Origin of the sequence: Amycolatopsis sp. Poz14, assembly GCF_006704225.1 — a bacterium.
Lineage (GTDB): Bacteria > Actinomycetota > Actinomycetes > Mycobacteriales > Pseudonocardiaceae > Amycolatopsis > Amycolatopsis nivea.
This window is the reverse complement of the sequence record NZ_JACLHD010000001.1, coordinates 7,823,320-7,849,041: the sequence shown is the minus strand read 5'-3', so window position 1 is coordinate 7,849,041 and position 25,722 is coordinate 7,823,320. Positions and strand designations below refer to the sequence as shown.

Below are 25,722 nucleotides of genomic sequence, written 5' to 3'. Positions count from 1 at the left end.
TCGGGCAGGTGGATGCCTTCAGCGATTTGATCCGCGGGGTCCGGGCGCACGGTTCGTTGTTCGGCTGCACGGCCCTGTCCGCGCCGTGGTCGCTGCGCTTCGTGGACGGCCCTCCGCTGACCCTGTGCACGCTGTTGAGCGGCGAGGGCTGGATCGTGCCGGAAGACCATCCGCCCGAGCTGCTGCGCGCCCGCGAGACCATCCTCGTCCGCGGCCCGTTCTCCTTCGTGGACCGCCTGGACACCCCCGCCGCCCCCGTCGAATGCGGCGAGTTCTGCGCCACCCCCGACCAGGGCGGCACCCAGCACCACCTGGGCTGGAACGACCCGTTCTACGGCGAAACCAATCTGATCGTCGGCGCGTACCCCGGACACAGCCGCAGCCGCATGGCCGCGCTGCTGGACGCATTGCCGGTAGTGGTCCGGCCGCCTTCCTCGGACGCGGAAGACCCGGTGCTGGACCACCTGGCCGCCGAACTGGCCGTCGACGCACCCGGTCAGCAAGTCGTCCTGGACCGGCTCCTGGACTGGATGCTGGTCTGCCTGCTGCGCGACTGGTTCGACCGCCCAGGCGGCACCCCGCCACCGTGGTGGGCGGCCCAGCGAGACCCGGTGGTGGGCGCTGCGCTGCGCCTGCTGCATGCGGACCCGGCAGCCCCGTGGACGGTCGTCACACTGGCCGCCCGCGCCGGAGTTTCGCGGTCCACCCTGGCCAAACGCTTCGCGGACCTGGTGGGGGAGCCGCCGATAACGTACCTGACCCGATGGCGGATGACCCTGGCCGCGGACCTCCTGACGGAACAGCCGTCAATGCCGATCGCGGAGGTGGCCTGCGCGGTGGGCTACTCGGACGCGTTCGGCTTCAGCGCGGCCTTCAAACGCTTGCGGGGCGTCAATCCGTCGGGATACCGGCGGGCTTTCCTGGCCGGGGAGTTGGTCTCTTCCCGCGGCTGATCTCGGTGGGGCTGTTGTTTCGTCCCCCCGGCTGATGCTTTTGCCCATGGGCTGATCCCGGCGGGGCTGTGGCTTCTCCCCTCCGGCTGATGCTTTTTTCCACCGCTTTCCTCGCCGAGGCTCTGGCTTCTTCCCCCCAGTCGATTCTGCCTCTGTCGAGTGAACCTTCCGGCGTGTCGCGCACGAGGGGTCCCCTCGCGCAGTGGTTTGTTTGCCCTGGTCCAGGCGTTGGCGACAGGCTGGTCGCATGGTTTTGACAGCAGTGCTCGCAGCCGGGGCGGTGGTCCCCGTGCTGCTGGTGATGACGAAGAAAGCCGGTGCCCCGGTCTCCGCGGTGCTGGGCATGACCACCGCCGTGGCGGCAGCCGCCGTGGCCGCGTCCCGCGCCGACGCGGGCGCACTCCCGGCTTGGTGGCTCCCCGTGGCGTGGCTGGTCTCGGTGCTCGGCGTACCCCTAGCGCTGGCTGACGCCCGGCACCGCCGTCTCCCGGACGTCCTGACGCTGCCCGCATACCCCGCCGTCGCCCTGACCCTCACCCTCGCCGCCCTGAGCGGCGGAGGCTGGCGCTTGGCCGCTGGCGCCCTCCTGGGCTGCCTGCTGTTCGGCGGAACACACCTGATCGTCCACCGACTGTCGGCGGGCGGCCTCGGCCCAGGGGACGTGAAACTGGCCGGGTCCTTCGGCGCTGTCCTAGGCGCAGTCGGCGGAATGGCCCCCGCGGTGGCGGCGGTCCTGGCAGCGCTGGTGAGCCTGGCGGCTTTCGTGCCGATGTGGCTGACGCGCCGGATCCGTCAACTGCGCGGGTCTGCTCGACCGCCAGCTTTCGCTCCGCCCTTGTCCGCCATCAGTTCGACCGCGACCACAGGAGGACTCCAGGAACCCGCCCTAACCCAGGTCGCTTCCGCGCCGTCAGCGACTAGCCCCACCCGCCGCGTCGCTCACCCACCGTCGGCGACCGACGTCCCCCTCGCGTCAGCCGACTCAGCTCCGTCGCCGACGGCCGTTGCCCCCTTGCCGACCGACGTCGCTCCCGTGCCGCTCGCTCCCGCTGCGCCGTCTGGTCCGGCCGCGACGCCAACCGGCGCCGCCCTCCCGCCGAGGCCTGCCTCGTCCGCATCGTCGACCGGCCCCGCTACCGCGCCGTCTGCTCCAGCCCCCACGTCAACCGGCGTCGCCGTCCCGCCGAGGCCCGCCTCGTCCGCATCGCCGACCGGCCTCGCTTCCGCGCCGCCCGCTCCCACTACCGCGCCGCCTGCTCCAGCCCCCACGTCAACCGGCACTGCCCTCCCGCCGAGTCCCGCCCAATCCGCACCGCCGCCCGACCCCGCCCCCTCCCGGATCCGCGCCGGCCCCCTCCGCGTCCCCTACGGCCCGGGCTTGGTTCTGGCCACCTGGGCGTGCGCGGTCTTCCCAGCCGCTGGAACGGGCATCGCCTGAGGCCAGGGGCTCTGCCAGGCCGCCGGACGCGCCGTGACAGGATTGGCCGGTGCTGCGCTGGATCACCGCTGGAGAATCGCACGGACCCGCCCTCGCCGCTGTGCTCGAAGGGCTGCCTGCCGGGGTGGAGGTGACGACCTCGGACCTCTCCGCGCAGCTCGCGCGGCGCCGGCTCGGGTTCGGCCGCAGCCCCCGGATGGGCTTCGAGACCGACCAGGTCCAGTTCCTCGGCGGGGTCCGGCACGGGGTCACCCAGGGCGGCCCGATCGCCGTCCAGATCGAGAACGCCGAGTGGCCCAAGTGGGAGAAGGTCATGGCGACCGATCCGGTCGACGAGGCCGAGCTCGCCGGGCTCGCCCGCAACGAGCCGCTGACCCGGCCCCGCCCGGGGCACGCCGACCTGCCCGGCATGCAGAAGTACGGCTTCGACGAGGCCCGTCCCGTCCTGGAGCGCGCCAGCGCCCGCGAGACGGCCTCGCGGACCGCGCTCGGCACGGTCGCGCGGAACTTCCTGCGGCAGCTGCTCGGGGCCGAGGTGCTGAGCCACGTCGTCTCCATCGGCGGCGCGGACGCTCCCGACGGCCCGCTCCCGCAGCCGGGCGACCTCGCGGCGATCGACGAGAGCCCGGTGCGCGCGTTCTCGGCCGAGGGGACCGAGGCGATGGTCGCCGAGGTCGACGCGGTGCGGAAGGCGGGCGACACCGTCGGCGGCGTGATCGAGGTGATCGTCTACGGGCTGCCGCCGGGCCTCGGCTCGCACGTGCACTGGGACCGTCGTCTCGACGCGCGGCTCGCCGGCGCGCTCATGGGCGTGCAGGCGATGAAGGGCGTCGAGGTCGGCGACGGCTTCACCACTGCCCGCCGCTGGGGAAGCCAGGCACACGACGAGATCGACCGCGGCACCGGACCGGTCGGCGTCACGCGCCGGTCGAACCGCGCGGGCGGGCTCGAGGGCGGCATCACCAACGGCGAACCGCTGCGGGTGCGCGTCGCGATGAAGCCGATCTCGACCGTGCCCAAGGCACTGTCCACAGTGGACGTCCGGACTGGCGAGCCCGCCGTGGCGATCCACCAGCGTTCCGACGTGTGCGCGGTGCCGCGCGCGGGCGTGGTGCTGGAGTCGGTCGTGGCGCTGGTCGTCGCGGACGCGGCATTGGAGAAGTTCGGCGGCGACTCGCTGGCCGAGACCCGGCGCAACGCGCAGTCGTACTTGAAGGCGCTCGAGGAGCGCTGGTGAGCCCGCGCGCGGTCGTCATCGGACCGCCGGGCTCGGGCAAGAGCACGGTCGGCCCGCTGCTGGCCGCCGCGCTCGGCGTGTCCTTCCGCGACACGGACGACGACATCGTCGCCCGCGCCGGACGCGCCATCTCGGACATCTTCGCCGACGACGGCGAACCCGCGTTCCGCGCGCTCGAGGAGGAAGCGGTCGCCACCGCCCTCGCCGAACACGACGGAGTCCTCTCCCTCGGCGGCGGCGCCCCGCTCACCCCCGGCACCCGCGCGCGACTTCAGGAGCACACGGTGGTCTTCCTGAACGTCGGGCTCGCCGCGGGCGTGCAGCGCACCGGGATGTCCAGCGCCCGCCCGCTGCTCGCCGGCATCAACCCGCGCGCCACCTTCAAAGCCCTGCTCGACCAGCGGCTGCCGGTGTACCGCGAGGTGGCGACCGTCGAGATCGAGACCGACAAACGCACGCCAGAAGAGGTCGTCGCGGCCGCCGTCGCCGCCCTCGGACCCGACCGGGTCCGCGAACAGTGACCCGCCACCGGCCCGGACCCAGCCAGCGGAGCCAGCCCGGCCCCGCCTGGCTGACCGCGCTGAGCCAAGTGCGGCCCGCCGGGTCGCGCCGGATCGGTTGGCCGACTCCGCAGTCCCTGCCGGAGATCGGCCAGTGGAGCCAGCTCGGCCTCGCTCGGCTGGCCGCGCCGAGCCGACTGCGGTTCGCCGGGTCGCGCTGGATCGGTTGGCCGAGTCCGCTGACCCCGCCGAGCCAATTGCGGTCCGCCGGGTCGAGCCGAACCGGCTGGCCGGTTCGATGGCCCTGCCGGACAATCGGTCAGCGAGGTCCGAGTGCGGCTGCCCGGTCGGCCGCGCCGAGCCGCGTTGCCGGAGTCCGGCCAGCGGGAGCGCCTTGGCCGGTCAGCCACGCCGAACCGCGCGCCGCGGGCCGAGTCGTGCCGACCGGTTCGCCGGATCTGCTGGCCTCGGCCGTCCCCGGCGCGAACCAGCACCCCGCCGCGGACCAGCACCCCACCGCCAGCCACCCCGTCCGCACCAGCCTCGGCCGCACCCAGCCGATGCCGTTGAGTCACCACCCCGCCCAGGGCCTCCCGGTCCGGGAGCAGTGAGGAGAACCGTGTCCGCCACCCCGCCCGTCCGGATCCGGGTCGCCACCGCGCAGCCGTACGACGTGCTCGTGGGGCGCGGCCTGCTCGGCGAACTCACCGAGCAGCTCGCCGACGCGTCGAAGGTCGCGCTGATCCACCCGCCGACGCTCACCGCCACCGCCGAGGCCGTTCGCGACGAGCTGGCCGCGGCCGGGCTTGACGCGCACCGCGTCGAGATTCCCGACGCGGAGGACGGCAAGGCGTTCTCGGTCGCCAGTTTCTGCTGGGAGGTGCTCGGCCGGATCGGGCTGGACCGGCGCGGCGTGGTCGTCGCGCTCGGCGGCGGGGCGGTCACCGACCTCGCCGGGTTCGTCGCGGGCACCTGGATGCGCGGCGTCCGGCTGGTGAACGTGCCGACGACGCTGCTCGGCATGGTCGACGCGGCGGTCGGCGGGAAGACCGGCATCAACACCGAAGCGGGCAAGAACCTCGTCGGCGTCTTCCACGAGCCCTCGGCCGTCCTGGTCGACCTCGCGACGCTGGAATCCTTGCCGCGCAACGAACTCGTCGCCGGGATGGCCGAGATCGTCAAGACCGGTTTCATCGCCGACCCGCGCATCCTCGAACTGATCGAGGCCGACCCGGAGCAGGCGCTCGACCCGGCCGGCGACGTGCTCGCCGAACTCGTCCGCCGCTCGATCCAGGTGAAGGCCGACGTCGTCGCGGCCGACCTGCGCGAGTCCGACCTGCGCGAAATCCTCAACTACGGCCACACCCTCGGCCACGCCATCGAGCGCCGCGAGCGCTACCGCTGGCGCCACGGCGCGGCGGTCAGCGTCGGCCTGGTGTTCGCGGCGGAACTGGCCCGCCTCGCCGGACGCCTCGACGACGCCACCGCCGACCGGCACGCCTCGGTGCTTAAGCTGATCGGCCTGCCCACCGCCTACGACCCGGACGCGCTGTCGCAGCTGCTGGAAACCATGAAGGGCGACAAGAAAACCCGCTCCGGCGTGCTGCGCTTCGTCGTCCTCGACGGGCTCGCCAAACCCGGCAGGCTGGAAGGCCCCGACCCGTCGCTGCTCGCCGCCGCGTACTCGGCGATCGCGGCCGAGCCCTCCGGAAACGGCGGGAGCGTGCTGCTGTGAAGACGTTCGTGTTCAACGGTCCCAACCTGGGCCGCCTCGGCAAACGCGAGCCGGACGTCTACGGCTCCACCACGCACGACGACCTCGCGCAGTTGTGCGTCTCGACTGGTCAGGAGCTGGGCCTCGACGTCGAGGTGCGCCAGACCGACCACGAGGGCGAGCTGGTCGGCTGGCTGCACGAGGCCGCCGACGCGGGCGCGCCGGTCGTGCTGAACGCGGGCGCGTGGACCCACTACTCGATCGCCGTCCGCGACGCCGCCGCGCAGCTCACCGCGCCGCTGATCGAACTGCACATCAGCAACGTGCACAAACGTGAGGAATTCCGGCACCACAGCGTGCTTTCCGACATCGCGACCGGGGTGATCGTCGGCCTCGGCGTGGACGGTTACGGGCTCGCGTTGCGCTGGATTGCCGCGCACGCATCCTGACTTCGCGGCGGGAGCTTCGGGACCGGCGTGATCGCTGGTTTGGGGCGGATGGTCACGGGCTCGCGTTGCGCTGGATTGCCGCGCACGCGTCCTGACCTCGCCGCGGAACCCCGCAACCGGGGGGATCGCTGGTTTTGGGGCGGGTAGCCAAGGGCTCGCATTGAGCTGGATCGCGGTGCACACGTCCCGACCTCGCGGCGGGAGCTGTGACGAGGTGGTTTCGGGCGCACGGCGGGCTTTCGTGCATCGCGACCGGCGGGATCGCTGGCGTTGAGGCGGATGGTTGCGGGTTCGTGTTGCGCTGGATTGCCGCGCGCTCGTCCTGACACTGCGGCGGGGCGGTTCAGGCAGCAGGGGCGAGCTCTCAAAGACCTCGCGCCCGCAACAACCGCCGGACTTGGCGCGGACAGCCACGCCCCACCCGACGCCACGCAGCTCCCCAGGCCAGCGGGCGAAAGACCACCGCGCACCAGCCGAAAAGCAAGCCCCCGGTAAACCCGCCGCCTGACCGGCGGATGCGCGACGTGGTTCACCCATCCGGTGCCGCTGTCGCTACACTCGGCGATCATGCACCCGTTTCGTCGTGGGGGTCGGCGACCCGTGCGTCAGCTGCTCTCGCTGCTGATCGCCGGATCCCTCGTTTCCGGGTGCAGTCAGACGTTGGCGCAGCCGCAGGCCGAGGGCACCGGGCACGGCGGCATCGCGGGCGGGGCGCCCCAAACGCCGAAGGATCCGCCTCGGGCGGCGGACGTCGCGCTCGCCTCGGGGGCCAGCAGGCAGAGCGGCGGCGTCGTGGCGGCGGGGGCCGCGGACGCGTCCTACAACTACGGCCCCACCGTGATGGTCGAGAACGGCCGCACCCGGATCTGGTGGTGCAGCCAGTACAGCAGCGCCCCGCCGCCGGGGGACGACATCCTCTACGCCGAAGGTCCCTCGGCCGACGGACCCTTCACCGGGCCGGGCGGCGGCGCGCCCGCGGCGGTCCTGTCCGGCGCGCCCGGCAACTTCGACGGCATGCACACCTGCGACCCGTCCGTGCTGCGCGTCGGCGGCACCTACTTCATGTACTACACCGGCGCGGCGGGCGACCACGCGCTCGGCAACGCGATCGGCATGGCCACCAGCCCGGACGGCATCCACTGGACCCGTTCGAACGGCGGCAAACCGATTCTCGGCGCGTCCCACGACGTCCACCGCGCCAACGTCTACGGCGCCGGCCAGCCCTCGGTGGTCTTCCTCGACGGCTGGTACTACCTGATGTTCACCGACACCACCGGCCGCGCGGCGGGGTGGAACGGGGCGGGCCAGTTCGTGATCCGGGCGCACGACCCGGCGTTCCGCGAGGGCGTGGAAGCCTTGGGGGAGAAGGGTTTCGAGCCCACCGCGACCACCGCCGCGCCGCGGACCCGTTCGGTGGTCGACGCGTTCAGCGTCGACCTGGAGTGGGTCGGCGCGCTCGACGCCTTCGCCATCGCGCACGAAACCGCGGACGGCACCACGATCACCTTCTGGGACCGCGATTTCACGATGCAGCCGTACAAACCGGTCGTGATCCCGGGCGCGTGGAAGGAAGGCCCCGGTCTCGTCCGCCGTCCCGACGGGCACGCGCCGACGTCGGTCAGCGACCCGTGCGACCTGGTTTCGCTGGATGTCGTGCGCGCCACCGAGATCGGCCCGTCGGGCGCGCCGACCGGGCTGAAGCACTTCGGGCTCGACGTGAAAGGCGCGGGCGGCTGCTCGACCCCGGCGCGCAGCACGGCGACCTTCGACGGCGTCGCGATGCCCTCGCCGGACCGCATGATCGACCTCTACCGCCGCGGCGAGCGGATCCGGATCGACCGGCGTTCAGTCGCCGAGGTGCTCGCCGGGGAACTGGTGAACCGGCCGTTGCCGCAGGTGCCGGAGGTGCCGGTGAAAACCCGTCTGCGTTCGGGGGCGACCGTCGTGCACGCGTACGGCCGCGGCTACGGCATGGTGCTCGACGGGCAGCTTTACGGCCTGCCGGACACGACGATCGTGTCGCTCAACGGTTCCGGGGTGCAGGAGATCGACCCGCAACAGTGGGACGGCGCCGCGCGCGGTTTGCCGCTTGGCGGCTGACCGGAGAAGGCTTCGGCTTCTCGGCCGGCGGCTTCTCCTCCCGCGGGGCCGGGCTCGGCGGGAGTTCGAGTTCGCCGGAACGGCTGCCGGTGCCGTCCTCGTCCTCGTCGTCGGGCTCCGGCTCGGAGTCGGCATCGGCATCCTCGGCCGGACGCCGGATCCGGCCGCCGACGAACAATCCCAGCCCAGCGGGCACCAGCACCAGCAGCGCGGAGAACGCCGCCCCGCCGGTGAGCGCGGCTCCCAGTTCGGAAACCCCGGTCTGGTCGACGAAAATCGCCCGCCCGATCACGTACAGGATGCCCGAGCACACGCCCGCGACCAGGGAGGCGATGAACCACGCGCGCCCTCTGTCGCGCAGGCCGCACCAGCCGTCGATCGCGCTCCACAACGCCGCCACGCCGACCAGCACGGCGATGGCGAGCGACGTGAACAGCGTCTGGCCGGTCGGGTGGAACACGGACCACTTGGCGAGCAGCGTCATCGCGGCGGCGTGCACGACCGCCATGACCAGCCCGCGCGTCAACCAGGCACCCAGCATGGACGGAGTGTAGGCGCGCCGAAGTTAACCGCCAGTAGGCCGTCCTCCCCGCCGCGCCGGAACCGTGCCGGAACCGCGCCCGAACAGGGTCCGGAAGCCGCTGGTTAAGCTGGTCGCGTGCCGGAAATCCACGCTCGCCGCCGCGCCGCGCTCGCCGCCCTGCTCCACGAGAACGGGGTCGACGCGCTGCTGGTCACCGATCTGCTCAACATCCGCTACCTGACCGGGTTCACCGGGTCGAACGCCGCGCTGCTGCTGCACGCGGCAGGCGACGCGAAGACCCTGTTCTGCACCGACGGGCGCTACACGACCCAGTCGGAGTCGGAGGTGCCCGACCTGGAGCGCGTGCTCGACCGCGCCAGCGCCCGCGCGCTCGCGGTGCACGCCGCGGAGCAGGGCTACGGCCGGACCGGGTTCGAGAGCCAGCACGTGAGCGTCGAGGAGCACGAGAACCTCAAGGTGCGCTTCGACCGGGTCGAACTGGTCCGCACGCCGGGCCTGGTCGAGCAGTTGCGAGTGGTCAAGGACGAGGTCGAGGTCGCCGCCCTGCGCGCCGCGTGCGCCGCCGCCGACCGCGCGCTCGCCGCCCTGATCGAGGCCGGGGGAGTGCGGCCGGGCCGGACCGAGCTGGAAGTGGCCCGCGACCTGGAGAACCGGATGCTGGAGCACGGTTCGTCCGGGATCTCCTTCGAATCCATCGTCGCCGCCGGGCCGAACTCGGCGATTCCGCACCACCGCCCGACCGGGGCCGAACTGAGCCGCGGCGACTTCGTGAAATTCGACTTCGGCGCCACCGTCGACGGCTACCACTCGGACATGACCCGCATGGTCGTCATCGGCGAACCCGCGGACTGGCAGCGCGAGATCTACGACCTGGTGCACCGCGCGCAGGCGGCGGGCTGCGAGGCGGTCCGGCCCGGCGCTGTGGTGTCCGAAGTGGACGCCGCGGCCCGCTCGGTGATCGCCGACGCGGGGTACGGAGAGCAGTTCGCGCACGGTCTCGGCCACGGCGTCGGGCTGGAAGTGCATGAGGCACCGAGTCTCGCCGCGGCAGGCGTCGGTACACTGTCCGCCGGTATGGCGGTCACCGTCGAGCCCGGCGTGTACCTCGCGGGGCGCGGTGGCGTGCGCATCGAGGACACGCTCGTCGTGCGGGACTCCGGACCCGAACTCCTCACCCTGAGCACCAAGGACCTCGTGGCCGTCTGACGGCCGCGGCCGAAGAGATCGAACACAGGAGACCTGAAGACTCGTGGCCACCACCAACGACCTGAAGAACGGACTCGTCCTCAAGCTGGACGGCCAGCTGTGGAGCGTCACCGCGTTCCAGCACGTCAAGCCGGGCAAGGGCGGTGCGTTCGTGCGCACCACGCTCAAGCACGTGCTGACCGGCAAGGTCGTCGACAAGACCTTCAACGCGGGCACGAAGGTCGAGACGGCCACGGTGGACCGCCGGAACATGACGTACCTGTACAAGGACGGCGCGGACTTCGTCTTCATGGACGGCGACACCTACGACCAGATCACCGTGCCCGCCGAGACCGTCGGCGACAACGCGAACTACATGCTCGAGAACACCGAGGTCCAGGTCGCGGTGCACGAGAGCGAGCCGCTGTACGTCGAGCTGCCGACCTCGGTCGAGCTGGTCGTCCAGCACACCGACCCGGGCCTGCAGGGCGACCGCTCCACCGGCGGCACCAAGCCGGCGACGCTCGAGACCGGCGCGGAGATCCAGGTCCCGCTGTTCCTCACGACCGGCGAGAAGATCAAGGTCGACACCCGCGACGGCCGTTACCTCGGCCGCGTCTCCAGCTGATGGCGGACAAGCTTCCCCCGCACCCGAACCGCGGCGGCGCGATCAGCAGGCGGCAGGCGCGCCGGCGCGCGGTCGAGATGCTGTACGAGGCCGCCCAGCGGTCCGCCGACGCGGTCACGCTGCTGGCCGACCGGGTCGGCGCGGTCGAGGTCGACCCGGTCGCGGACTACACGATCACTGTCGTGGAGGGCGTCACGGCCCACCGCGAGCGGATCGACGAACTTCTCGCGGAGCACTCGCAGGGCTGGACTCTCGAGCGGATGCCGCCGGTGGACTTGGCGGTCCTGCGCGTCGGCGTGTACGAGATGCTGTGGTCGGGCGACGTCCCCGACGCGGTCGCGATCGACGAGGCGGTCGGCCTCGCGAAGGAACTTTCGACGGACGACTCGCCGCGGTTCATCAACGGCGTCCTCGGCCGCATTGGCACGATCGCCGACCGGCTGCGCGCGGTCTTGTAGCCCTCGCGGCTCGGTAGTCGGAGGTAACCCGGCTGGGGGAAAGCGGCCACCTGATTGGCCGCTGCCTGATCGGGTCACCGCCGGACCGCGGCGGCCGGCGCGAGGGGCGTCCGGGAGAAAATTGATCACCGAGCGGAATCAGAACCGGTCGGCGGGCGCCCTTCGCGGCGGCAGAATCCGGGCGGGCGCGCGGCGAGCCGGGGCGGCGGTCTTCCGGATTCGCTGCGGTGAGTGAGCAACCCGCCGGAGCAGTGCCGCGCATGCTGCCGGGGAAACCGCGACGGGGCAACGGTTTCCAGGCGGGGGAGAGAAACCGCTGCCCGGAGCAGGAATGTCGCGGGCGGGAAAGCAGCGGGACCGGACAGCCGCCGATGCCGGGAGAGCGTGCCTGGGGCGGAAACCGGTCGCGAGCGGGCGAAATGCTCAGCGCGGAATTACCGCACTGCTTGGTCTCGGCGATTCAGGTTCGCGGCGGCGAGCAAGCAATCGGCGCGAAACCGGAAGCCAGGCAAGGGAATCCGCTCGGGCGTCCGAAGCTCGGAGCGGGGGAGCGGCCGCGAGGAAAAGTCCTGGGCGACGCTGCGGTGCGAAGCGGAAATGCGCCGGAATCCGGAACGAATCCGGGCTCTCAACACGGAAAACGTGGGCACTTACGGCGTTCGCCGAAGTGCGGAACACAGCAGGTCAACGGTCGCGGGCACCCCGGATCGCCCGAGGCCGGGCCGGGCAGTGCGGAACCGCGGCGGTCGGAGCCTCACCCGAAGCGCGGCGGGCGTTCCCGGTTCCCCGGGTGCGGGAAGCCCGCCGCGTCGTGCACGGCCGTTGCCGCCATCAGTGCTCAGTCCTCTTTGGACGGGCGGGCTTCCGGCGGGAGGACGCCCCAGTCGATGAGCTGCTCGGTCAGCTCGCCGGGGGTCATGTCGTAGATGATGGCGAGCGAGCGCAGGTCCTCGGTGCGGATGGAGAGCACCTTGCCGTTGTAGTCGCCGCGCTGGCTCTGGATCGTCGCCGCGTACCGGGCGAGCGGGCCGACCTTCTCCGCGGGGAGCTGCTGGAGCCGCTCCAGGTTGATCACGATCTTCGTGGCGGGCTCGGCTCCCGAGGGGACCCGGCCCTCCGGCAGCAGTTCGACCACCGGCACGCCGTAGAAGTCCGCCAGCTCGGCCAGCTTCTGGACGGTGACCGCCCGGTCGCCGCGCTCGTACGAGCCGACCACGACGGCCTTCCAGCGTCCGCCGGACTTCTGCTCGACCCCGTGCAGGGACAGGCCTTGCTGCTGGCGGATCCCGCGGAGCTTGGCCCCGAGCGCCTTGGCGTAATCGCCCATCTGGTGGTTCTCCGTTTCATCGCCCCTGCCCGGCCGGGAGGACCGGAGCCGGGGACTCCTCGAGTCGAATACTCAGAGTAATGGTTACGCATAGTTGTCACCAGGTCAAGCAGAAGGTCGGTCCGCGCAGGTGGCGGCCGTGCGCGTACCACCCGGAAGACTGATTGACCGGTCCTGCTACTGTCGGTGCGGTTTCCGGCAGCAGCCGGTTGCCGACGTCCTTTAAGGACCCGTCCAGAGAGGCGGGGAAGGAGGTCCGCCTTGTCGTCACGTCCGCGTGGCGCGGCGGAGCCGGCGGGAGAGCGCGAGCTGCTTTCTGCCGGCGATGTCGCGCGCACGATCGCGAGGATGGCCCACCAGGTCATCGAGAAGACCGCTCTCGGAGCCGGTCCGCCCGAGCAGTACCCGGTGCTGCTCGGCATCCCCACCCGCGGCACTCCGCTCGCCGCGCGCCTCGCCGGGAAGATCGGCGAATTCGCCGGGGCCGAGCCGCCGCACGGCGCCCTCGACGTCACCCTCTACCGCGACGATCTCCGCCGCCGTCCGCCGCGCGCGCTCGAGCAGACGCAGCTGCCGCCCGGCGGGATCGACAACCGGGTCGTCATCCTCGTCGACGACGTCCTGTTCTCCGGCCGCACCATCCGCGCCGCCCTCGACGCCCTGCGCGACCACGGCCGCCCGCGTGCCGTCCAGCTCGCCGTCCTCGTCGACCGCGGCCACCGCGAGCTGCCGATCCGCGCCGACTACGTCGGCAAGAACGTGCCCACCGCGCGCGCCGAAGGCGTCTCCGTGCTGCTGTCCGAAACCGACGGCCGGGACGCGGTGCTGCTGCGCGCGCCGGAAGGAGAAACCCGGTGAAGCACCTGCTCGCCACCGACGGGCTCGACGCGGACACCGCGACCGCCGTGCTCGACACCGCCGACGAGCTGAAGCACACGCTGCTCGGCCGCGAGGTCAAGAAGCTGCCGACGCTGCGCGGCCGCACCGTGATCACGCTGTTCTACGAAAACTCGACGCGCACCCGGGTGTCGTTCGAGATCGCCGGGAAGTGGATGAGCGCGGACGTGATCAACGTCTCGGCGTCCAGTTCCTCGGTGAACAAGGGCGAATCGCTGCGGGACACCGCGCTCACACTGGCCGCCGCGGGCGCCGACTGCGTGATCATCCGGCACCCCGCCTCGGGGGCGGCGCACCGGCTTTCGGGCTGGCTCGCCGGTCCGGGCACCGCGGTGGTCAACGCGGGCGACGGCATGCACGAGCACCCCACCCAGGCGCTGCTGGACGCGGCGACGCTGCGCGAACGTCTCGGTTCCCTGAAGGACCGGCGGATCGCGATCGTCGGCGACGTCCTGCACAGCCGGGTCGCGCGCTCGAACATCCACCTGCTCAGCACCCTCGGCGCGGAGGTGGTGCTCGTCGCGCCGCCGACGCTGCTGCCGGTCGGCGTCGAAAAGCTGCCGGTCACCGTGTCGCACGACCTCGACGCCGAACTGCCCGCGGTCGACGCGGTGATGATGCTGCGCGTCCAAGCCGAGCGCATGACGGGCGGGGGCCCTGGGCAGAGCTTCTTCCCCTCCGCGCGCGAATACTCGATCTCCTACGGGCTCTCCGAGCGCCGCCAGGCGCTGCTGCCGGACCACGCCGTCGTGCTGCACCCCGGCCCGATGCTGCGCGGCATGGAGATCGCCTCCGCGGTCGCGGATTCCCCCTCCTCAGCCATTACCGAACAGGTCCGCAACGGCGTCCACGTGCGCATGGCGGTCCTCTACCACCTGCTGGCCAGTGAAGGAGCTGCCGCGTGAGCATCGTGATCAAGGGTGCCCGCCCGTACGGCGAGGGCGAGCCGGTGGACGTCCTGGTCGAGGACGGCGTGATCGCCGCGATCGGCGAGGTGGACGTTCCCGAGGGCGCCGAGGTGCTCGACGCCGAGGGCCAAGTCCTGCTGCCCGGGTTCGTCGACCTGCACACGCACCTGCGCGAGCCGGGCCGCGAAGACACCGAGACCATCGACAGCGGATCCGCCGCGGCCGCGCTCGGCGGCTACACCGCCGTGTTCGCCATGGCCAACACCGATCCGGTCGCCGACAACGCGCTCGTCACCGACCACGTGTGGCGGCGCGGGCAGGAGGTCGGCCTGGTCGACGTCCACCCGGTCGGCGCGGTCACCGTCGGGCTCAAGGGCGAGAAGCTCGCCGAACTGGGCACGATGGCGAAGGGCACCGCGGCGGTGCGGGTCTTCTCCGACGACGGCGTGTGCGTCGCGGACCCGCTGCTGATGCGCCGTGCGCTGGAGTACTCGACCGCGCTCGACGCGGTGATCGCCCAGCACGCCGAAGAACCGCGGCTCACCGTCGGCGCGCAGGCGCACGAGGGCGAGCAGGCGTCGCGGCTGGGCTACGCGGGCTGGCCGGCGTCGGCGGAGGAATCGATCGTCGCGCGCGACTGCCTGCTGGCGCTGCACGCGAACGCGCGGCTGCACGTCTGCCACGTCTCCACCGCGGGCACGGTCGACGTCCTGCGCTGGGCGAAGGAACGCGGCACGAAGGTGTCGGCCGAGGTCACGCCGCACCACCTGCTGCTGACCGACGACCGGCTGGAGACCTACGACCCGGTCAACAAGGTCAACCCGCCGCTGCGCACCGGCGGCGACGCGGAGAAGCTGCGCGCCGCGCTGGCCGAGGGCGTCGTGGACTGCGTCGCCACCGACCACGCGCCGCACGCGGTGCAGGACAAGGACACCGAGTGGGCCGCGGCCCGGCCCGGCATGCTCGGCCTGCAGACCGCGCTGTCGGTGGTCGTCGAGACGATGGTCAAGACCGGCCTGCTCGACTGGCGCGGCGTCGCCCGCGTGATGAGCGAGCGGCCCGCGGAGATCGGGAACCTGTCCGGGCACGGCCGTCCGATCGAAGCGGGCGAACCGGCGAACCTGACGCTGGTCGACCCGGACGCCGAATGGACCGTGCGCGGGGCCGAACTGGCCAGCATCGCGGCCAACACCCCGTACGAGGGAATGCGGTTGCCCGGCGTGGTGACGGCGACCCTGCTGCGCGGGCGGATCACCGCGCGCGAGGGGAAGATCTGCTGATGGAGCGGTTGCTGCTGACGCTGGGGATCGTCGCGTTCTTCCTGCTGTGCCTGTGGGGCATGTGGATGGGCTGGCGGCGCAAGGCGCGTTCGCAGAGCGCGCGGATCGCCCCGTTCCCGGAAATCCCGGCCGACTCCGGCGAGTTCCAGTTGGAATCGACGGGCGTGTACGTGGGCACCACGACCGCGGGCAACTGGCAGGACCGCATCGTCACGCGCGGCGCGGGCCCGCGGTCCGGCGCGGTCTGGCGGCTGCACCCGGACGGGGTGGCCGTGGAACGCGGCGGGCTCCCGGACTTCTGGATCCCGCGCGCCTCGATCACCGGGATCCGCCGCGACTCCCGGCTCGCCGGGAAGGTCACCGGCACCGACGTGCTGCTGGTGATCACCTGGCAGCTCGGCGACGTCGCGCTGGACACCGGGTTCCGCGGCGACGATCTCGACGACTATCCATTGTGGATCAACGAACTTTCCGATCACGACATCAAGGGAGGTGCCCAGTGAGCACCGGCACTCGCGGCCCCGCCGCCCTGGTTCTCGAAGACGGCCGGGTGTTCCGCGGCGCGGCATACGGCGCGCGCGGGCGGACCCTCGGCGAGGCGGTGTTCTGCACCGGCATGACGGGCTACCAGGAAACGCTGACCGATCCGTCCTACCACCGGCAGATCGTGGTGCAGACCGCGCCGCAGATCGGCAACACGGGCTGGAACGACGAGGACGACGAATCGGCCCGGATCTGGGTTTCCGGTTACGTGGTGCGGGATCCCGCGCGCACGCCGTCGAACTGGCGCTCGAAGCGGTCGCTGGACGAGGAACTGGTGCGCCAGGGCGTGGTCGGGATTTCCGAAGTGGACACCCGCACGCTGACGCGGCATCTGCGTGAGCAGGGCGCGATGCGCGCGGGCGTGTTCTCGGGCGACGCGCTGGGCAGCGACGAGCAGATGGTCGCGGAGGTGCTGGCGAGCCCGCAGATGAAGGGCGCGGACCTCGCGGGCGAGGTCTCCACGGACCAGCCGTATGTCGTTGCGGCGCAAGGGGAGAAGCGGTTCCGGGTCGCGGCGCTGGACTTGGGGATCAAGTCGAACACGCCGCGGCTGATGACGCAGCGGGGCATCGAGGTGCACGTGCTGCCCTCGAGCACGAGCGCGGAGGAACTGCTGGCGCTGGAGCCGGACGGGGTGTTCCTTTCCAACGGCCCGGGCGACCCGGCGACGACCGCGCACGCGACGGCGTTGACGAAAACCGTTCTGGAGCAGCGGATTCCGCTGTTCGGGATCTGCTTCGGCAACCAGATCCTGGGCCGTGCCTTGGGATTGGGCACCTACAAGATGCGCTACGGGCACCGGGGGATCAACATCCCGGTGATCGACGTGGCGACCGGGCGGGTCGCGATCACCGCGCAGAACCACGGTTTCGCCCTCGAAGGCGAACCGGGCCAGCGGTTCGATTCCCCTTACGGGGCCGCGCAGATCAGCCACTACTGCCCGAACGACGACACGGTCGAGGGCGTGCGCGCGTTCGACGTGCCCGCGTTTTCCGTGCAGTACCACCCCGAAGCGGCCGCGGGTCCGCACGACGCCGCGCCCCTGTTCGATGAATTCGTTGAGTTGATGGAGAAGAAGGCCTGATGCCGAAGAGGACGGACATCCAGCACGTGCTGGTGATCGGCTCCGGGCCGATCGTGATCGGGCAGGCGGCCGAGTTCGACTACTCGGGCACGCAGGCCTGCCGGGTGCTGCGGGCCGAGGGCCTGCGGGTGTCGCTGGTGAACTCGAACCCGGCGACGATCATGACGGATCCGGAGTTCGCGGACGCGACCTACATCGAGCCGGTGACGCCGGACTTCGTGGAGAAGGTCATCGCGGCGGAGCGCCCGGACGCGCTGCTGGCGACGCTGGGCGGGCAGACCGCGCTGAACTGCGCGGTCGCGTTGCACGAGCGCGGCGTGCTGGAGAAGTACGGCGTGGAGCTGATCGGCGCGGACATCGACGCGATCCAGCGGGGCGAGGACCGGCAGAAGTTCAAGGACATCGTGCGCACGGTCGGCGCGGACGTGCCGCGGTCGCGGGTGTGCCACGACATGGACGAGGTTCGTTCCACGGTCGAGGAACTCGGGCTGCCGGTGGTCATCCGGCCGTCGTTCACGATGGGCGGCCTCGGCTCGGGCATGGCGCACACGCCCGAAGACCTGGAGCGGCTGGCGTCGACCGGGCTCACGGAGTCCCCGGTGACCGAGGTGCTGATCGAGGAGAGCGTGCTCGGCTGGAAGGAGTACGAGCTCGAGCTGATGCGCGACAAGCACGACAACGTGGTGGTCGTGTGCTCGATCGAGAACGTGGACGCGATGGGCGTGCACACCGGCGACTCGGTCACCGTCGCGCCCACGATGACGCTGACCGACCGCGAGTACCAGGTGATGCGGGACGTCGGGATCGCGGTGCTGCGCGAGGTCGGCGTGGACACCGGCGGCTGCAACATCCAGTTCGCGTTCAACCCGGACGACGGCCGGATGGTCGTGATCGAGATGAACCCGCGCGTGTCGCGAAGCAGTGCGCTGGCGTCGAAGGCGACCGGTTTCCCGATCGCGAAGATCGCGGCGAAGCTGGCGATCGGCTACACCCTCGACGAGATCCGCAACGACATCACCGGCGAGACCCCGGCGTCGTTCGAGCCCGCGCTGGACTACGTGGTGGTGAAGGTCCCGCGGTTCGCGTTCGAGAAGTTCCCCGGCGCGGACCCGACGCTGACCACGACCATGAAGTCGGTCGGCGAGGCGATGTCGTTCGGCCGCAGCTTCCCCGAAGCCCTCGGGAAGGCGATGCGGTCGATCGAGACCAAGGCGACCGGGTTCTGGACCCAGCCCGACCCCGAGGGCGCGACGGCCGAGTCCACGCTGGACTCGCTGCGCACCCCGCACGAAGGCCGTCTCTACGAGGTGGAGCTGGCGCTTCGCCTCGGCGCCACCGTCGAGCAGGTGCACGAGGCGTCGGGGATCGACCCGTGGTTCATCGACCAGATCGCCCTCATCGGCGAGGTCGGCGCTGAGGTCCGCGACGCACCGGTGCTGGACGGCGACCTGCTGCGGCGGGCGAAGCGCACCGGCCTGTCCGACCGCCAGATCGCCGCGCTGCGGCCGGAGCTGGCGGGCGAGGACGGCGTGCGGGCGCTGCGGCACCGGCTGGGGGTGCGGCCGGTGTTCAAGACGGTCGACACCTGCGCGGCGGAGTTCGCGGCGAAGACCCCGTACCACTACTCGGCCTACGAGACCGACCCCGCCGCAACCTCCGAGGTCGCGGTGCAGTCGGACAAGCCGAAGGTGCTGATCCTCGGCTCCGGGCCGAACCGGATCGGGCAGGGCATCGAGTTCGACTACTCCTGCGTGCACGCGGCGATCGCGTTGCGCGAGGCCGGGTTCGAGGCCGTGATGGTCAACTGCAACCCGGAAACCGTGTCCACCGACTACGACACCAGCGACCGGCTGTACTTCGAGCCGCTGTCGTTCGAGGACGTGCTGGAGGTCGTGCACGCCGAGCAGCAGTCCGGCACGGTCGCCGGCGTGATCGTGCAGCTGGGCGGGCAGACCCCGCTCGGGCTCGCGCAGCGCCTCGCCGACGCCGGGGTGCCGGTGGTCGGGACGCCGCCGGAGGCGATCGACCTGGCCGAGGACCGCGGCGCGTTCGGCGAGGTCCTCACCGCCGCCGGGCTGCCCGCGCCGAAGTACGGGACGGCGACCTCGTTCGAGGGCGCGAAGCGGATCGCCGACGAGATCGGCTACCCGGTCCTGGTCCGCCCGTCCTACGTGCTGGGCGGGCGCGGCATGGAGATCGTCTACGACGAGGAGTCCCTGGCCGGCTACATCCGCCGCGCGACCGAGGTCACCCCTGAGCACCCGGTGCTGGTCGACCGGTTCCTCGACGACGCGATCGAGATCGACGTCGACGCGCTGTTCGACGGCGAGGACCTCTACCTCGGCGGCGTGATGGAGCACATCGAGGAAGCCGGGATCCACTCCGGCGACTCCTCGTGCGCGCTGCCGCCGATCACCCTCGGCGCGCAGGACCTCGACGCGGTCCGCCGCTCCACCGAGGCCATCGCGCGCGGCGTCGGCGTCCGCGGCCTGCTCAACGTGCAGTACGCGCTCAAGGACGACGTGCTGTACGTCCTGGAGGCGAACCCGCGTGCCTCGCGCACCGTCCCGTTCGTCTCCAAGGCCACCGCCGTCCCGCTGGCGAAGGCCGCGGCGCTGGTGATGACCGGCTCGACGATCAAGGACCTGCGCGCCTCCGGAGTCCTGCCCGCCGAGGGCGACGGCGGCCGGATGCCCGCCGACTCCCCGGTCGCGGTCAAGGAAGCCGTGCTGCCGTTCCACCGGTTCCGCACGCCGGAAGGACACGGCGTCGACTCCCTGCTCGGCCCGGAAATGAAATCCACCGGCGAAGTCATGGGCGTCGACACCTCCTTCGGGAAAGCATTCGCGAAATCGCAAAGCGGCGCCTACGGATCGCTGCCCACCTCGGGCCGGGTATTCGTCTCCGTCGCCAACCGCGACAAGCGTTCGCTGGTCTTCCCGGTGAAGCGGCTGGCCGATCTCGGCTTCGAGATCCTCGCCACCTCCGGCACCGCGGAAGTGTTGCGGCGCAACGGAGTCGCCTGTTCGGTGGTGCGCAAGCACTCCGAGCCGGACCCGGGCACCGGCGAGCCGAACATCGTCGACGTGATCCTCGCCGGCGACGTCAACATGGTGATCAACACGCCGTACGGAAACAGCGGACCGCGCGTGGACGGTTACGAAATCCGGACTGCCGCGGTGTCGCGCGACATTCCGTGCGTCACCACGGTGCAGGGCGCCGCGGCTGCGGTGCACGGCATCGAAGCGCTTATCCGCGGTGACATCGGCGTGCGCAGCCTGCAGGACCTCCAGGCGGCGCTGAAGGCGACGTCGTGACCGCGCGATTCGGGACGCGGCTCGCCGAAGCGGTGGCCGCGCGCGGGTCGCTCTGCGCCGGGATCGACCCGCACCCGGGCCTGATCGAGGCGTGGGGCCTGCCGCTCGACGCGAGCGGGCTCGAACGCTTCGCGCTCAGCGCCGCGGAGGTGCTGGGCGAGGTGGCGGCGATCGTGAAGCCGCAGTCGGCGTTCTTCGAGGCGTTCGGGCCCGCCGGGGTGGCGGTGCTCGAACGCGTCGTGGACGTCGCTCACGACGCCGGAGCGCTCGTCCTGCTGGACGTGAAGCGCGGTGACATCGGCTCGACCATGGCGGCCTACACGGCGGCGTACGTGGCCGAAAAGGCGGCTTTCACCGCCGACGCGGCCACGGTGTCGCCCTACCTCGGCTTCGGCGCGCTCGACGCGGCTGTCGCGGCGGCGCGCGAAGCGGGCAACGGCCTCTTCGTGCTCGCGCGCACGTCCAACCCGGAAGCGGACGCGTTGCAGCGCGCGCGGCTCGAAGACGGCCGTACGGTCGCTCAGAGCGTCGTAGACGCTGCGGCGGACCACAACGCAGGTGCTGAGCCGTACGGCGACGTCGGCGTGGTCGTAGGGGCCACTGTGGCTCCTGGGGAAGTCGACCTGAGCCGGCTCAACGGACCGGTGCTCGCGCCCGGTTTCGGGGCGCAGGGGGCAACCGAGGCGGATTTGCGGGCAGTCTTCGGGGAAGGCCTCCCTGGCCTGCTCCCGGCGTCTTCGCGCGACCTGCTGCGGCACGGCCCGGACACGGCGGCGTTACGCCGTGCGGCCCAAGAGGTGAACGGCCGGTTGGCGGGACTGCGCGGAAAAGACCAATAGCAGGCCCCGGAATCGCGCTCCACCAGCCACCCCCGCATTGTGGCCCCTGCTCAGGGGTGGGTACCGTCGCGTCACCCACCCAGATGTGAGAACTACCGGAGGAAAACGTGGCACTTCCCCAGCTGACAGAGGAACAGCGTGCTGCGGCGCTGGAGAAGGCCGCCGCCGCCCGCCGCATCCGTGCTGAGCTGAAGGAGCGGCTGAAGCGGGGCGGTACCACTCTGGTCGACGTGCTGAAGCAGGCCGAGGAGAACGAAGTCCTCGGCAAGATGAAGGTTTCGGCTTTGCTCGAGGCGCTCCCCGGCGTCGGCAAGGTCCGTGCCCAGCAGACGATGGAACGACTGGAGATCGCCCCCAGCCGCAGGCTCCGCGGGCTCGGCGACCGGCAGCGCAAGGCGCTGCTGGCCGAGTTCAGCGGCGAGTGAGCGGCGTCGGTCAGGACTACCCGGTGACCCGGGGCGCCGACCGCGGCAGTGAGCCGGTGGCGGGGGACATCTCCCGCCCCCGGCTCACGGTCGTCTCCGGCCCTTCCGGCGTCGGGAAGTCGAGTGTGGTGGGACAGCTGCGCCGGCTCGAGCCGAACCTGTACTTCAGCGTTTCGGTGACGACGCGGGCGCCGCGGCCGGGCGAGGTCGACGGAAACCATTACCACTTCGTGGATTCCGCCGAATTCGACCGGATGGTGGCCGGGAACCGGCTGCTGGAATGGGCCGAGTTCGCGGGCAACCGGTACGGGACGCCGCGCGAGCCGGTCGAGAAGGCGCTGGCGGACGGCCGTCCGGCGGTGCTGGAGATCGAACTGCAGGGCGCGCGCCAGGTCCGGGCCGCGATGCCGGAGGCGCGGCTGGTCATGCTGATGCCGCCGTCCTGGGAGGAACTGGTCGGCAGGCTCACCGGCCGGGGCACCGAGACCGAGGCCGCGGTGGCCGCCCGGCTGGCCGAGGCGGAACGCGAACTGGCGGCGGCCGGGGAGTTCGACGAACGGGTCGTGAACGCCGACGTCGAGGTCGCCGCGCGGCGGTTGCTAGACTTGATTACCGGCGGTGGCGATTCTGCCGCCGATCGATGTGACGATACGGAGCACCACGAGTGACTGTGCAACAGGCGACGCTGGAAGAGCTCGAAGGCATCACCAACCCGCCGATCGACGACCTGCTCGAAAAGGTCTCCTCGAAGTACGCGCTGGTGATCTACTCGGCCAAGCGGGCCCGGCAGATCAACGACTACTACGCGCAGCTGGGCGAGGGCCTGCTGGAGTACGTGGGCCCGCTGGTCGAGCCCGGCCCCCGCGAGAAGCCGCTGTCGATCGCGCTGCGCGAGATCCACGGCGGGCTGCTCGAGCACACCGAGGGTGAATGACGCCAAGCCCAGGGTCGTCCTGGGCGTGGGCGGCGGCATCGCCGCCTACAAGGCGTGCGAGGTCCTGCGGGGCCTTACCGAATCCGGGCACGACGTCCGCGTCGTGCCCACCGAGGCCGCGCTGAACTTCGTCGGTGCGGCGACCTTCGAGGCACTGTCCGGGAACCCGGTGCACACCGGGGTTTTCACCGAGGTGCCCGAGGTGCAGCACGTGCGGGTCGGCAAAGAGGCCGACCTCGTGCTGGTCGTCCCGGCGACCGCGAACCTGCTGGCCAAGGCCGCGCACGGGCTCGCCGACGACCTCCTCACCAACACCCTGCTCACCGCCCGGTGCCCGGTCGCCTTCTTCCCGGCGATGCACACCGAGATGTGGGAGCACCCGGCCACCCGCGACAACGTGGCGCTGCTGCGCTCGCGCGGCATGGTCGTCACCGAACCCGCGGCGGGCCGGTTGACGGGCGTCGACACCGGCAAGGGACGGCTCGCCGACCCGGCCGAGATCGTCGACCTGGCCCGGCTGCTGCTCGCCGAGCCGCGCGCGCTGCCGCGGGACCTCGAAGGCCTGCGCGTGGTGATCTCCGCGGGCGGCACCCGCGAGCCGCTGGACCCGGTCCGCTTCCTGGGCAACCGCTCGTCCGGCAAACAGGGCTTCGCGCTCGCCCGGGTCGCCGCGCAGCGCGGCGCCGAGGTGACGCTGGTCGCCGGGCACACCGACGAACTGCCGTCCCCGGCGGGCGCGACGCTGCAGCGGGTGTCCACCGCGGAGGAAATGCGCAAAGCGGTGCACGCCGCCGCGGCGGACGCGGATGTGGTCGTGATGGCCGCCGCGGTCGCGGATTTCCGGCCCGCGACGCTGGCCGACCACAAGATCAAGAAGTCCGACGACAGCCCGGACCCGGTCATCACGCTCGACCGCAACGCCGACATCCTCGCCGAATTGGTGCGAGAACGGCGTTCCGGGCAGATCGTGGTGGGCTTCGCCGCGGAAACCGGCGACGAGAACGGCAGTGTGCTCGACCACGCCCGCGCCAAGCTCCGCCGCAAGGGCGCGGATCTGCTCGTGGTCAACGCGGTCGGCGACGGCAAAGCCTTCGGCACCGAGGACAATTCGGGCTGGCTGCTCGCCGCGGACGGCACCGAGCAGGTCATCTCGCAAGGCGCTAAAGCCCGGCTGGCGGCCACATTGTGGGATGCCGTAACAGCGTTGATCGAACGTCGACTCTAGCTACAGGCCCGCTGGGTAGGGTGGGCTGTGCCAGGAGCGCCTGAAATACCGGTGGGGCGCCATCGCTTGACCGAGGGAAGTGACGAGGTCGTGTCTGCGTCCACGAAGAGGCTGTTCACGTCGGAATCCGTGACGGAAGGCCACCCCGACAAGATCTGTGACGCCATCAGCGACTCGATCCTCGACGGCCTGCTCACCAAGGACCCGCGCAGCCGGGTCGCCGTCGAGACCCTGATCACGACGGGCCAGGTGCACGTCGCGGGCGAGGTCACGACCGAGGCTTACGCGGACATCCCCACCATCGTGCGGGATGTCATCCTGCGCATCGGCTACGACTCGTCGGCCAAGGGCTTCGACGGCAACTCCTGCGGCGTGAACGTGGCGATCGGCTCGCAGTCGCCCGACATCGCCCAGGGCGTCGACACCGCGTACGAGTCGCGGGTCGAATCGGACGAGGACGAGATCAACCGCCAGGGCGCGGGCGACCAGGGCCTGATGTTCGGCTACGCCTGCTCGGACACGCCCGAGCTGATGCCGCTCCCGATCGCGCTCGCGCACCGCCTGTCGCGCCGGCTGACCGCGGTCCGCAAGGACGGCGTGCTGCCGTACCTGCGCCCGGACGGCAAGACCCAGGTCACCATCGAGTACGCGGGCGAACAGCCGGTGCGGCTCGACACCGTCGTGGTGTCCACCCAGCACGCGGACGGGATCGACCTGGAGCAGATGCTCGGGGTCGACGTGCGCAAGCACGTCGTGGAGCCGGAGCTGGCCGAACTGGGCCTCGACACCGACAGCACCCGCCTCCTGGTGAACCCCACCGGCCGCTTCGTGATCGGCGGCCCGATGGGCGACGCCGGGCTCACCGGCCGCAAAATCATCGTCGACACCTACGGCGGCATGGCCCGCCACGGCGGCGGCGCGTTCTCCGGCAAGGACCCGTCCAAGGTGGACCGTTCGGCCGCGTACGCGATGCGCTGGGTGGCGAAGAACGTGGTCGCCGCGGGCCTGGCCGGACGGGTCGAGGTGCAGGTGGCGTACGCCATCGGCAAGGCGGCTCCCGTGGGCCTGTTCGTCGAGACGTTCGGCACCGAAACGGTCGACCCGACCAAGATCCAGTCGGCCATCAGCGAGGTCTTCGACCTGCGCCCCGCCGCGATCATCCGCGACCTGGACCTGCTGCGCCCGATCTACGCCCCGACCGCAGCGTACGGCCACTTCGGCCGCCCCGACCTGAACCTCCCGTGGGAAAGCACCGCCCGCGCCGACGCCCTGCGCTCACTCGCCGGCGCCTGACCCGTTTCGGTCCGTGAAGGGCTCCTTGAGGGAATCCCATTCCCTCAAGGAGCCCTTCACGGCTTTCGGCCCGGCCGCGGTTCGTGAGGGCCACCCTCATTGACTCTGATTCCCTCAGGGTTCCCCTCACGACCGACCCGCTCACCCCACGCCCACCGCCGCCGGGGTGCGCCCCAATGCGGCATTGGGTGCATGGGACGCACCGAACGCCACATTGGGTGCATCTGACGCACCCAATGCCACATTGGGGCGCAAGCCCCCCACCTCGCCCACACCGCAGCCAGCGCACCCAACGCATCGAGCACCCAGCCCCTCCCGCAGCCGATGCACCCGCTATCGAGGCACCCAGCCCCTCCCGCGCACCCCGATACGAAGCCTCCCTGCGGTTCGGGGGTGCTTGTCAAGGCATCTTTCCCGCCTTGACAAGCACCCCCGAACCGTCAG

The 25,722-nt window shown here is 71.4% G+C and carries 25 protein-coding genes; 23 read left to right on the top strand and 2 right to left on the bottom strand.

Going from position 1 to position 25,722, the window contains the following annotated elements:
• The first annotated feature begins 8 nt into the window (after window positions 1–8).
• The 8 genes from FKO37_RS36375 to FKO37_RS36340 all read left to right on the top strand — a co-directional run bounded on the left by FKO37_RS36375 (window position 9) and on the right by FKO37_RS36340 (window position 8,391).
• Window positions 9–953 carry an AraC family transcriptional regulator gene (locus FKO37_RS36375; protein WP_238607449.1) on the top strand — a complete coding sequence of 315 codons (945 nt, stop codon included), beginning with the start codon at window positions 9–11 and terminating at the stop codon, window positions 951–953.
• Between the two features lie 247 nt (window positions 954–1,200).
• Window positions 1,201–2,391 (top strand): prepilin peptidase, encoded by a 1,191-nt coding sequence (locus FKO37_RS36370; RefSeq protein ID WP_308196565.1) that lies wholly within the window; start codon window positions 1,201–1,203, stop codon window positions 2,389–2,391.
• A 49-nt stretch (window positions 2,392–2,440) separates the two neighbouring features.
• Window positions 2,441–3,628, top strand: coding sequence for a chorismate synthase (aroC, locus tag FKO37_RS36365; RefSeq protein WP_037818955.1), 1,188 nt, complete (start codon window positions 2,441–2,443; stop codon window positions 3,626–3,628).
• Window positions 3,625–4,149 (top strand): shikimate kinase, encoded by a 525-nt coding sequence (locus FKO37_RS36360; RefSeq protein ID WP_238607448.1) that lies wholly within the window; start codon window positions 3,625–3,627, stop codon window positions 4,147–4,149. The genes aroC and FKO37_RS36360 overlap by 4 nt, the downstream gene beginning before the upstream one ends.
• A 416-nt stretch (window positions 4,150–4,565) precedes the next feature.
• A complete protein-coding gene (locus FKO37_RS36355) occupies window positions 4,566–4,739 on the top strand; it encodes a hypothetical protein (protein ID WP_238607447.1) in 174 nt (57 codons plus the stop codon).
• Between the two features lie 8 nt (window positions 4,740–4,747).
• Window positions 4,748–5,863 carry a 3-dehydroquinate synthase gene (gene aroB / locus FKO37_RS36350; protein WP_037818953.1) on the top strand — a complete coding sequence of 372 codons (1,116 nt, stop codon included), beginning with the start codon at window positions 4,748–4,750 and terminating at the stop codon, window positions 5,861–5,863.
• Window positions 5,860–6,291 carry a type II 3-dehydroquinate dehydratase gene (aroQ, locus tag FKO37_RS36345; RefSeq protein WP_037818952.1) on the top strand — a complete coding sequence of 144 codons (432 nt, stop codon included), beginning with the start codon at window positions 5,860–5,862 and terminating at the stop codon, window positions 6,289–6,291. Before aroB ends, aroQ begins: the two co-directional genes overlap by 4 nt.
• A gap of 609 nt (window positions 6,292–6,900) precedes the next feature.
• Window positions 6,901–8,391, top strand: a complete 1,491-nt coding sequence (locus FKO37_RS36340; RefSeq protein WP_238608390.1) for a beta-xylosidase — start codon at window positions 6,901–6,903, stop codon at window positions 8,389–8,391.
• Here FKO37_RS36340 and FKO37_RS36335 read toward each other — a convergent pair.
• Entirely contained in the window at window positions 8,315–8,932 is a 618-nt protein-coding gene (locus tag FKO37_RS36335) for a B-4DMT family transporter (RefSeq protein ID WP_238607446.1), read from the bottom strand. The genes FKO37_RS36340 and FKO37_RS36335 overlap by 77 nt on opposite strands.
• A 117-nt stretch (window positions 8,933–9,049) precedes the next feature.
• Here FKO37_RS36335 and FKO37_RS36330 point away from each other — a divergent pair, with 117 nt between their 5' ends.
• Genes FKO37_RS36330 through nusB form a run of 3 tightly spaced genes read left to right on the top strand, consistent with a single transcriptional unit; the run spans window position 9,050 to window position 11,206 of the window.
• Window positions 9,050–10,141 carry a Xaa-Pro peptidase family protein gene (locus tag FKO37_RS36330; RefSeq protein WP_134666315.1) on the top strand — a complete coding sequence of 364 codons (1,092 nt, stop codon included), beginning with the start codon at window positions 9,050–9,052 and terminating at the stop codon, window positions 10,139–10,141.
• Between the two features lie 43 nt (window positions 10,142–10,184).
• Window positions 10,185–10,748: an elongation factor P gene (efp, locus tag FKO37_RS36325; RefSeq protein ID WP_134666313.1), complete on the top strand. Its 564-nt coding sequence runs from the start codon at window positions 10,185–10,187 to the stop codon at window positions 10,746–10,748.
• Entirely contained in the window at window positions 10,748–11,206 is a 459-nt protein-coding gene (nusB, locus tag FKO37_RS36320; protein WP_037818946.1) for a transcription antitermination factor NusB, read from the top strand. The genes efp and nusB overlap by 1 nt, the downstream gene beginning before the upstream one ends.
• An 838-nt stretch (window positions 11,207–12,044) precedes the next feature.
• Here nusB and FKO37_RS36315 read toward each other — a convergent pair.
• Window positions 12,045–12,533 (bottom strand): transcriptional regulator, encoded by a 489-nt coding sequence (locus FKO37_RS36315; protein ID WP_003096372.1) that lies wholly within the window; start codon window positions 12,531–12,533, stop codon window positions 12,045–12,047.
• A 261-nt stretch (window positions 12,534–12,794) separates the two neighbouring features.
• On the opposite strand from FKO37_RS36315, the gene pyrR reads away from it, so the two are divergent.
• The 12 genes from pyrR to metK all read left to right on the top strand — a co-directional run bounded on the left by pyrR (window position 12,795) and on the right by metK (window position 25,278).
• Window positions 12,795–13,391, top strand: coding sequence for a bifunctional pyr operon transcriptional regulator/uracil phosphoribosyltransferase PyrR (gene pyrR, locus FKO37_RS36310; protein ID WP_009075803.1), 597 nt, complete (start codon window positions 12,795–12,797; stop codon window positions 13,389–13,391).
• The gene (locus FKO37_RS36305; protein ID WP_238607445.1) at window positions 13,388–14,335 is read left to right on the top strand and encodes an aspartate carbamoyltransferase catalytic subunit; all 948 of its coding nucleotides are present in this window, start codon (window positions 13,388–13,390) and stop codon (window positions 14,333–14,335) included. The genes pyrR and FKO37_RS36305 overlap by 4 nt, the downstream gene beginning before the upstream one ends.
• A complete protein-coding gene (locus FKO37_RS36300) occupies window positions 14,332–15,618 on the top strand; it encodes a dihydroorotase (RefSeq protein ID WP_238607444.1) in 1,287 nt (428 codons plus the stop codon). The genes FKO37_RS36305 and FKO37_RS36300 overlap by 4 nt, the downstream gene beginning before the upstream one ends.
• Window positions 15,618–16,121, top strand: a complete 504-nt coding sequence (locus tag FKO37_RS36295) for a hypothetical protein (RefSeq protein ID WP_037818938.1) — start codon at window positions 15,618–15,620, stop codon at window positions 16,119–16,121. The genes FKO37_RS36300 and FKO37_RS36295 overlap by 1 nt, the downstream gene beginning before the upstream one ends.
• A complete protein-coding gene (carA, locus tag FKO37_RS36290) occupies window positions 16,118–17,245 on the top strand; it encodes a glutamine-hydrolyzing carbamoyl-phosphate synthase small subunit (protein WP_037818937.1) in 1,128 nt (375 codons plus the stop codon). The genes FKO37_RS36295 and carA overlap by 4 nt, the downstream gene beginning before the upstream one ends.
• Entirely contained in the window at window positions 17,245–20,562 is a 3,318-nt protein-coding gene (gene carB / locus FKO37_RS36285; RefSeq protein WP_134731715.1) for a carbamoyl-phosphate synthase large subunit, read from the top strand. The genes carA and carB overlap by 1 nt, the downstream gene beginning before the upstream one ends.
• Window positions 20,559–21,401: an orotidine-5'-phosphate decarboxylase gene (gene pyrF / locus FKO37_RS36280; protein ID WP_238607443.1), complete on the top strand. Its 843-nt coding sequence runs from the start codon at window positions 20,559–20,561 to the stop codon at window positions 21,399–21,401. The genes carB and pyrF overlap by 4 nt, the downstream gene beginning before the upstream one ends.
• Window positions 21,402–21,508: 107 nt before the next feature.
• Window positions 21,509–21,826 carry an integration host factor, actinobacterial type gene (gene mihF, locus FKO37_RS36275; protein WP_003096398.1) on the top strand — a complete coding sequence of 106 codons (318 nt, stop codon included), beginning with the start codon at window positions 21,509–21,511 and terminating at the stop codon, window positions 21,824–21,826.
• Window positions 21,823–22,494, top strand: a complete 672-nt coding sequence (gene gmk / locus FKO37_RS36270; protein WP_037818934.1) for a guanylate kinase — start codon at window positions 21,823–21,825, stop codon at window positions 22,492–22,494. Before mihF ends, gmk begins: the two co-directional genes overlap by 4 nt.
• A complete protein-coding gene (gene rpoZ / locus FKO37_RS36265) occupies window positions 22,491–22,760 on the top strand; it encodes a DNA-directed RNA polymerase subunit omega (RefSeq protein WP_020658117.1) in 270 nt (89 codons plus the stop codon). Before gmk ends, rpoZ begins: the two co-directional genes overlap by 4 nt.
• Window positions 22,753–23,985 carry a bifunctional phosphopantothenoylcysteine decarboxylase/phosphopantothenate--cysteine ligase CoaBC gene (gene coaBC, locus FKO37_RS36260; protein WP_078870735.1) on the top strand — a complete coding sequence of 411 codons (1,233 nt, stop codon included), beginning with the start codon at window positions 22,753–22,755 and terminating at the stop codon, window positions 23,983–23,985. The genes rpoZ and coaBC overlap by 8 nt, the downstream gene beginning before the upstream one ends.
• 90 nt (window positions 23,986–24,075) lie before the next feature.
• On the top strand, window positions 24,076–25,278 hold the full coding sequence (gene metK, locus FKO37_RS36255) for a methionine adenosyltransferase (RefSeq protein WP_037819197.1): 1,203 nt from the start codon (window positions 24,076–24,078) through the stop codon (window positions 25,276–25,278).
• Window positions 25,279–25,722 lie beyond the last annotated feature (444 nt).

What these genes read in the sequence shown, in the direction of transcription:
- FKO37_RS36370 (WP_308196565.1), top strand. Translation starts at nt 1,201, where the DNA reads ATGGTTTTGACAGCAGTGCTCGCAGCCGGGGCGGTGGTCCCCGTGCTG.
- FKO37_RS36335 (WP_238607446.1), bottom strand. Translation starts at nt 8,932, where the DNA reads ATGCTGGGTGCCTGGTTGACGCGCGGGCTGGTCATGGCGGTCGTGCAC.
- nusB (WP_037818946.1), top strand. Translation starts at nt 10,748, where the DNA reads ATGGCGGACAAGCTTCCCCCGCACCCGAACCGCGGCGGCGCGATCAGC.
- FKO37_RS36315 (WP_003096372.1), bottom strand. Translation starts at nt 12,533, where the DNA reads ATGGGCGATTACGCCAAGGCGCTCGGGGCCAAGCTCCGCGGGATCCGC.
- FKO37_RS36295 (WP_037818938.1), top strand. Translation starts at nt 15,618, where the DNA reads ATGGAGCGGTTGCTGCTGACGCTGGGGATCGTCGCGTTCTTCCTGCTG.
- carB (WP_134731715.1), top strand. Translation starts at nt 17,245, where the DNA reads ATGCCGAAGAGGACGGACATCCAGCACGTGCTGGTGATCGGCTCCGGG.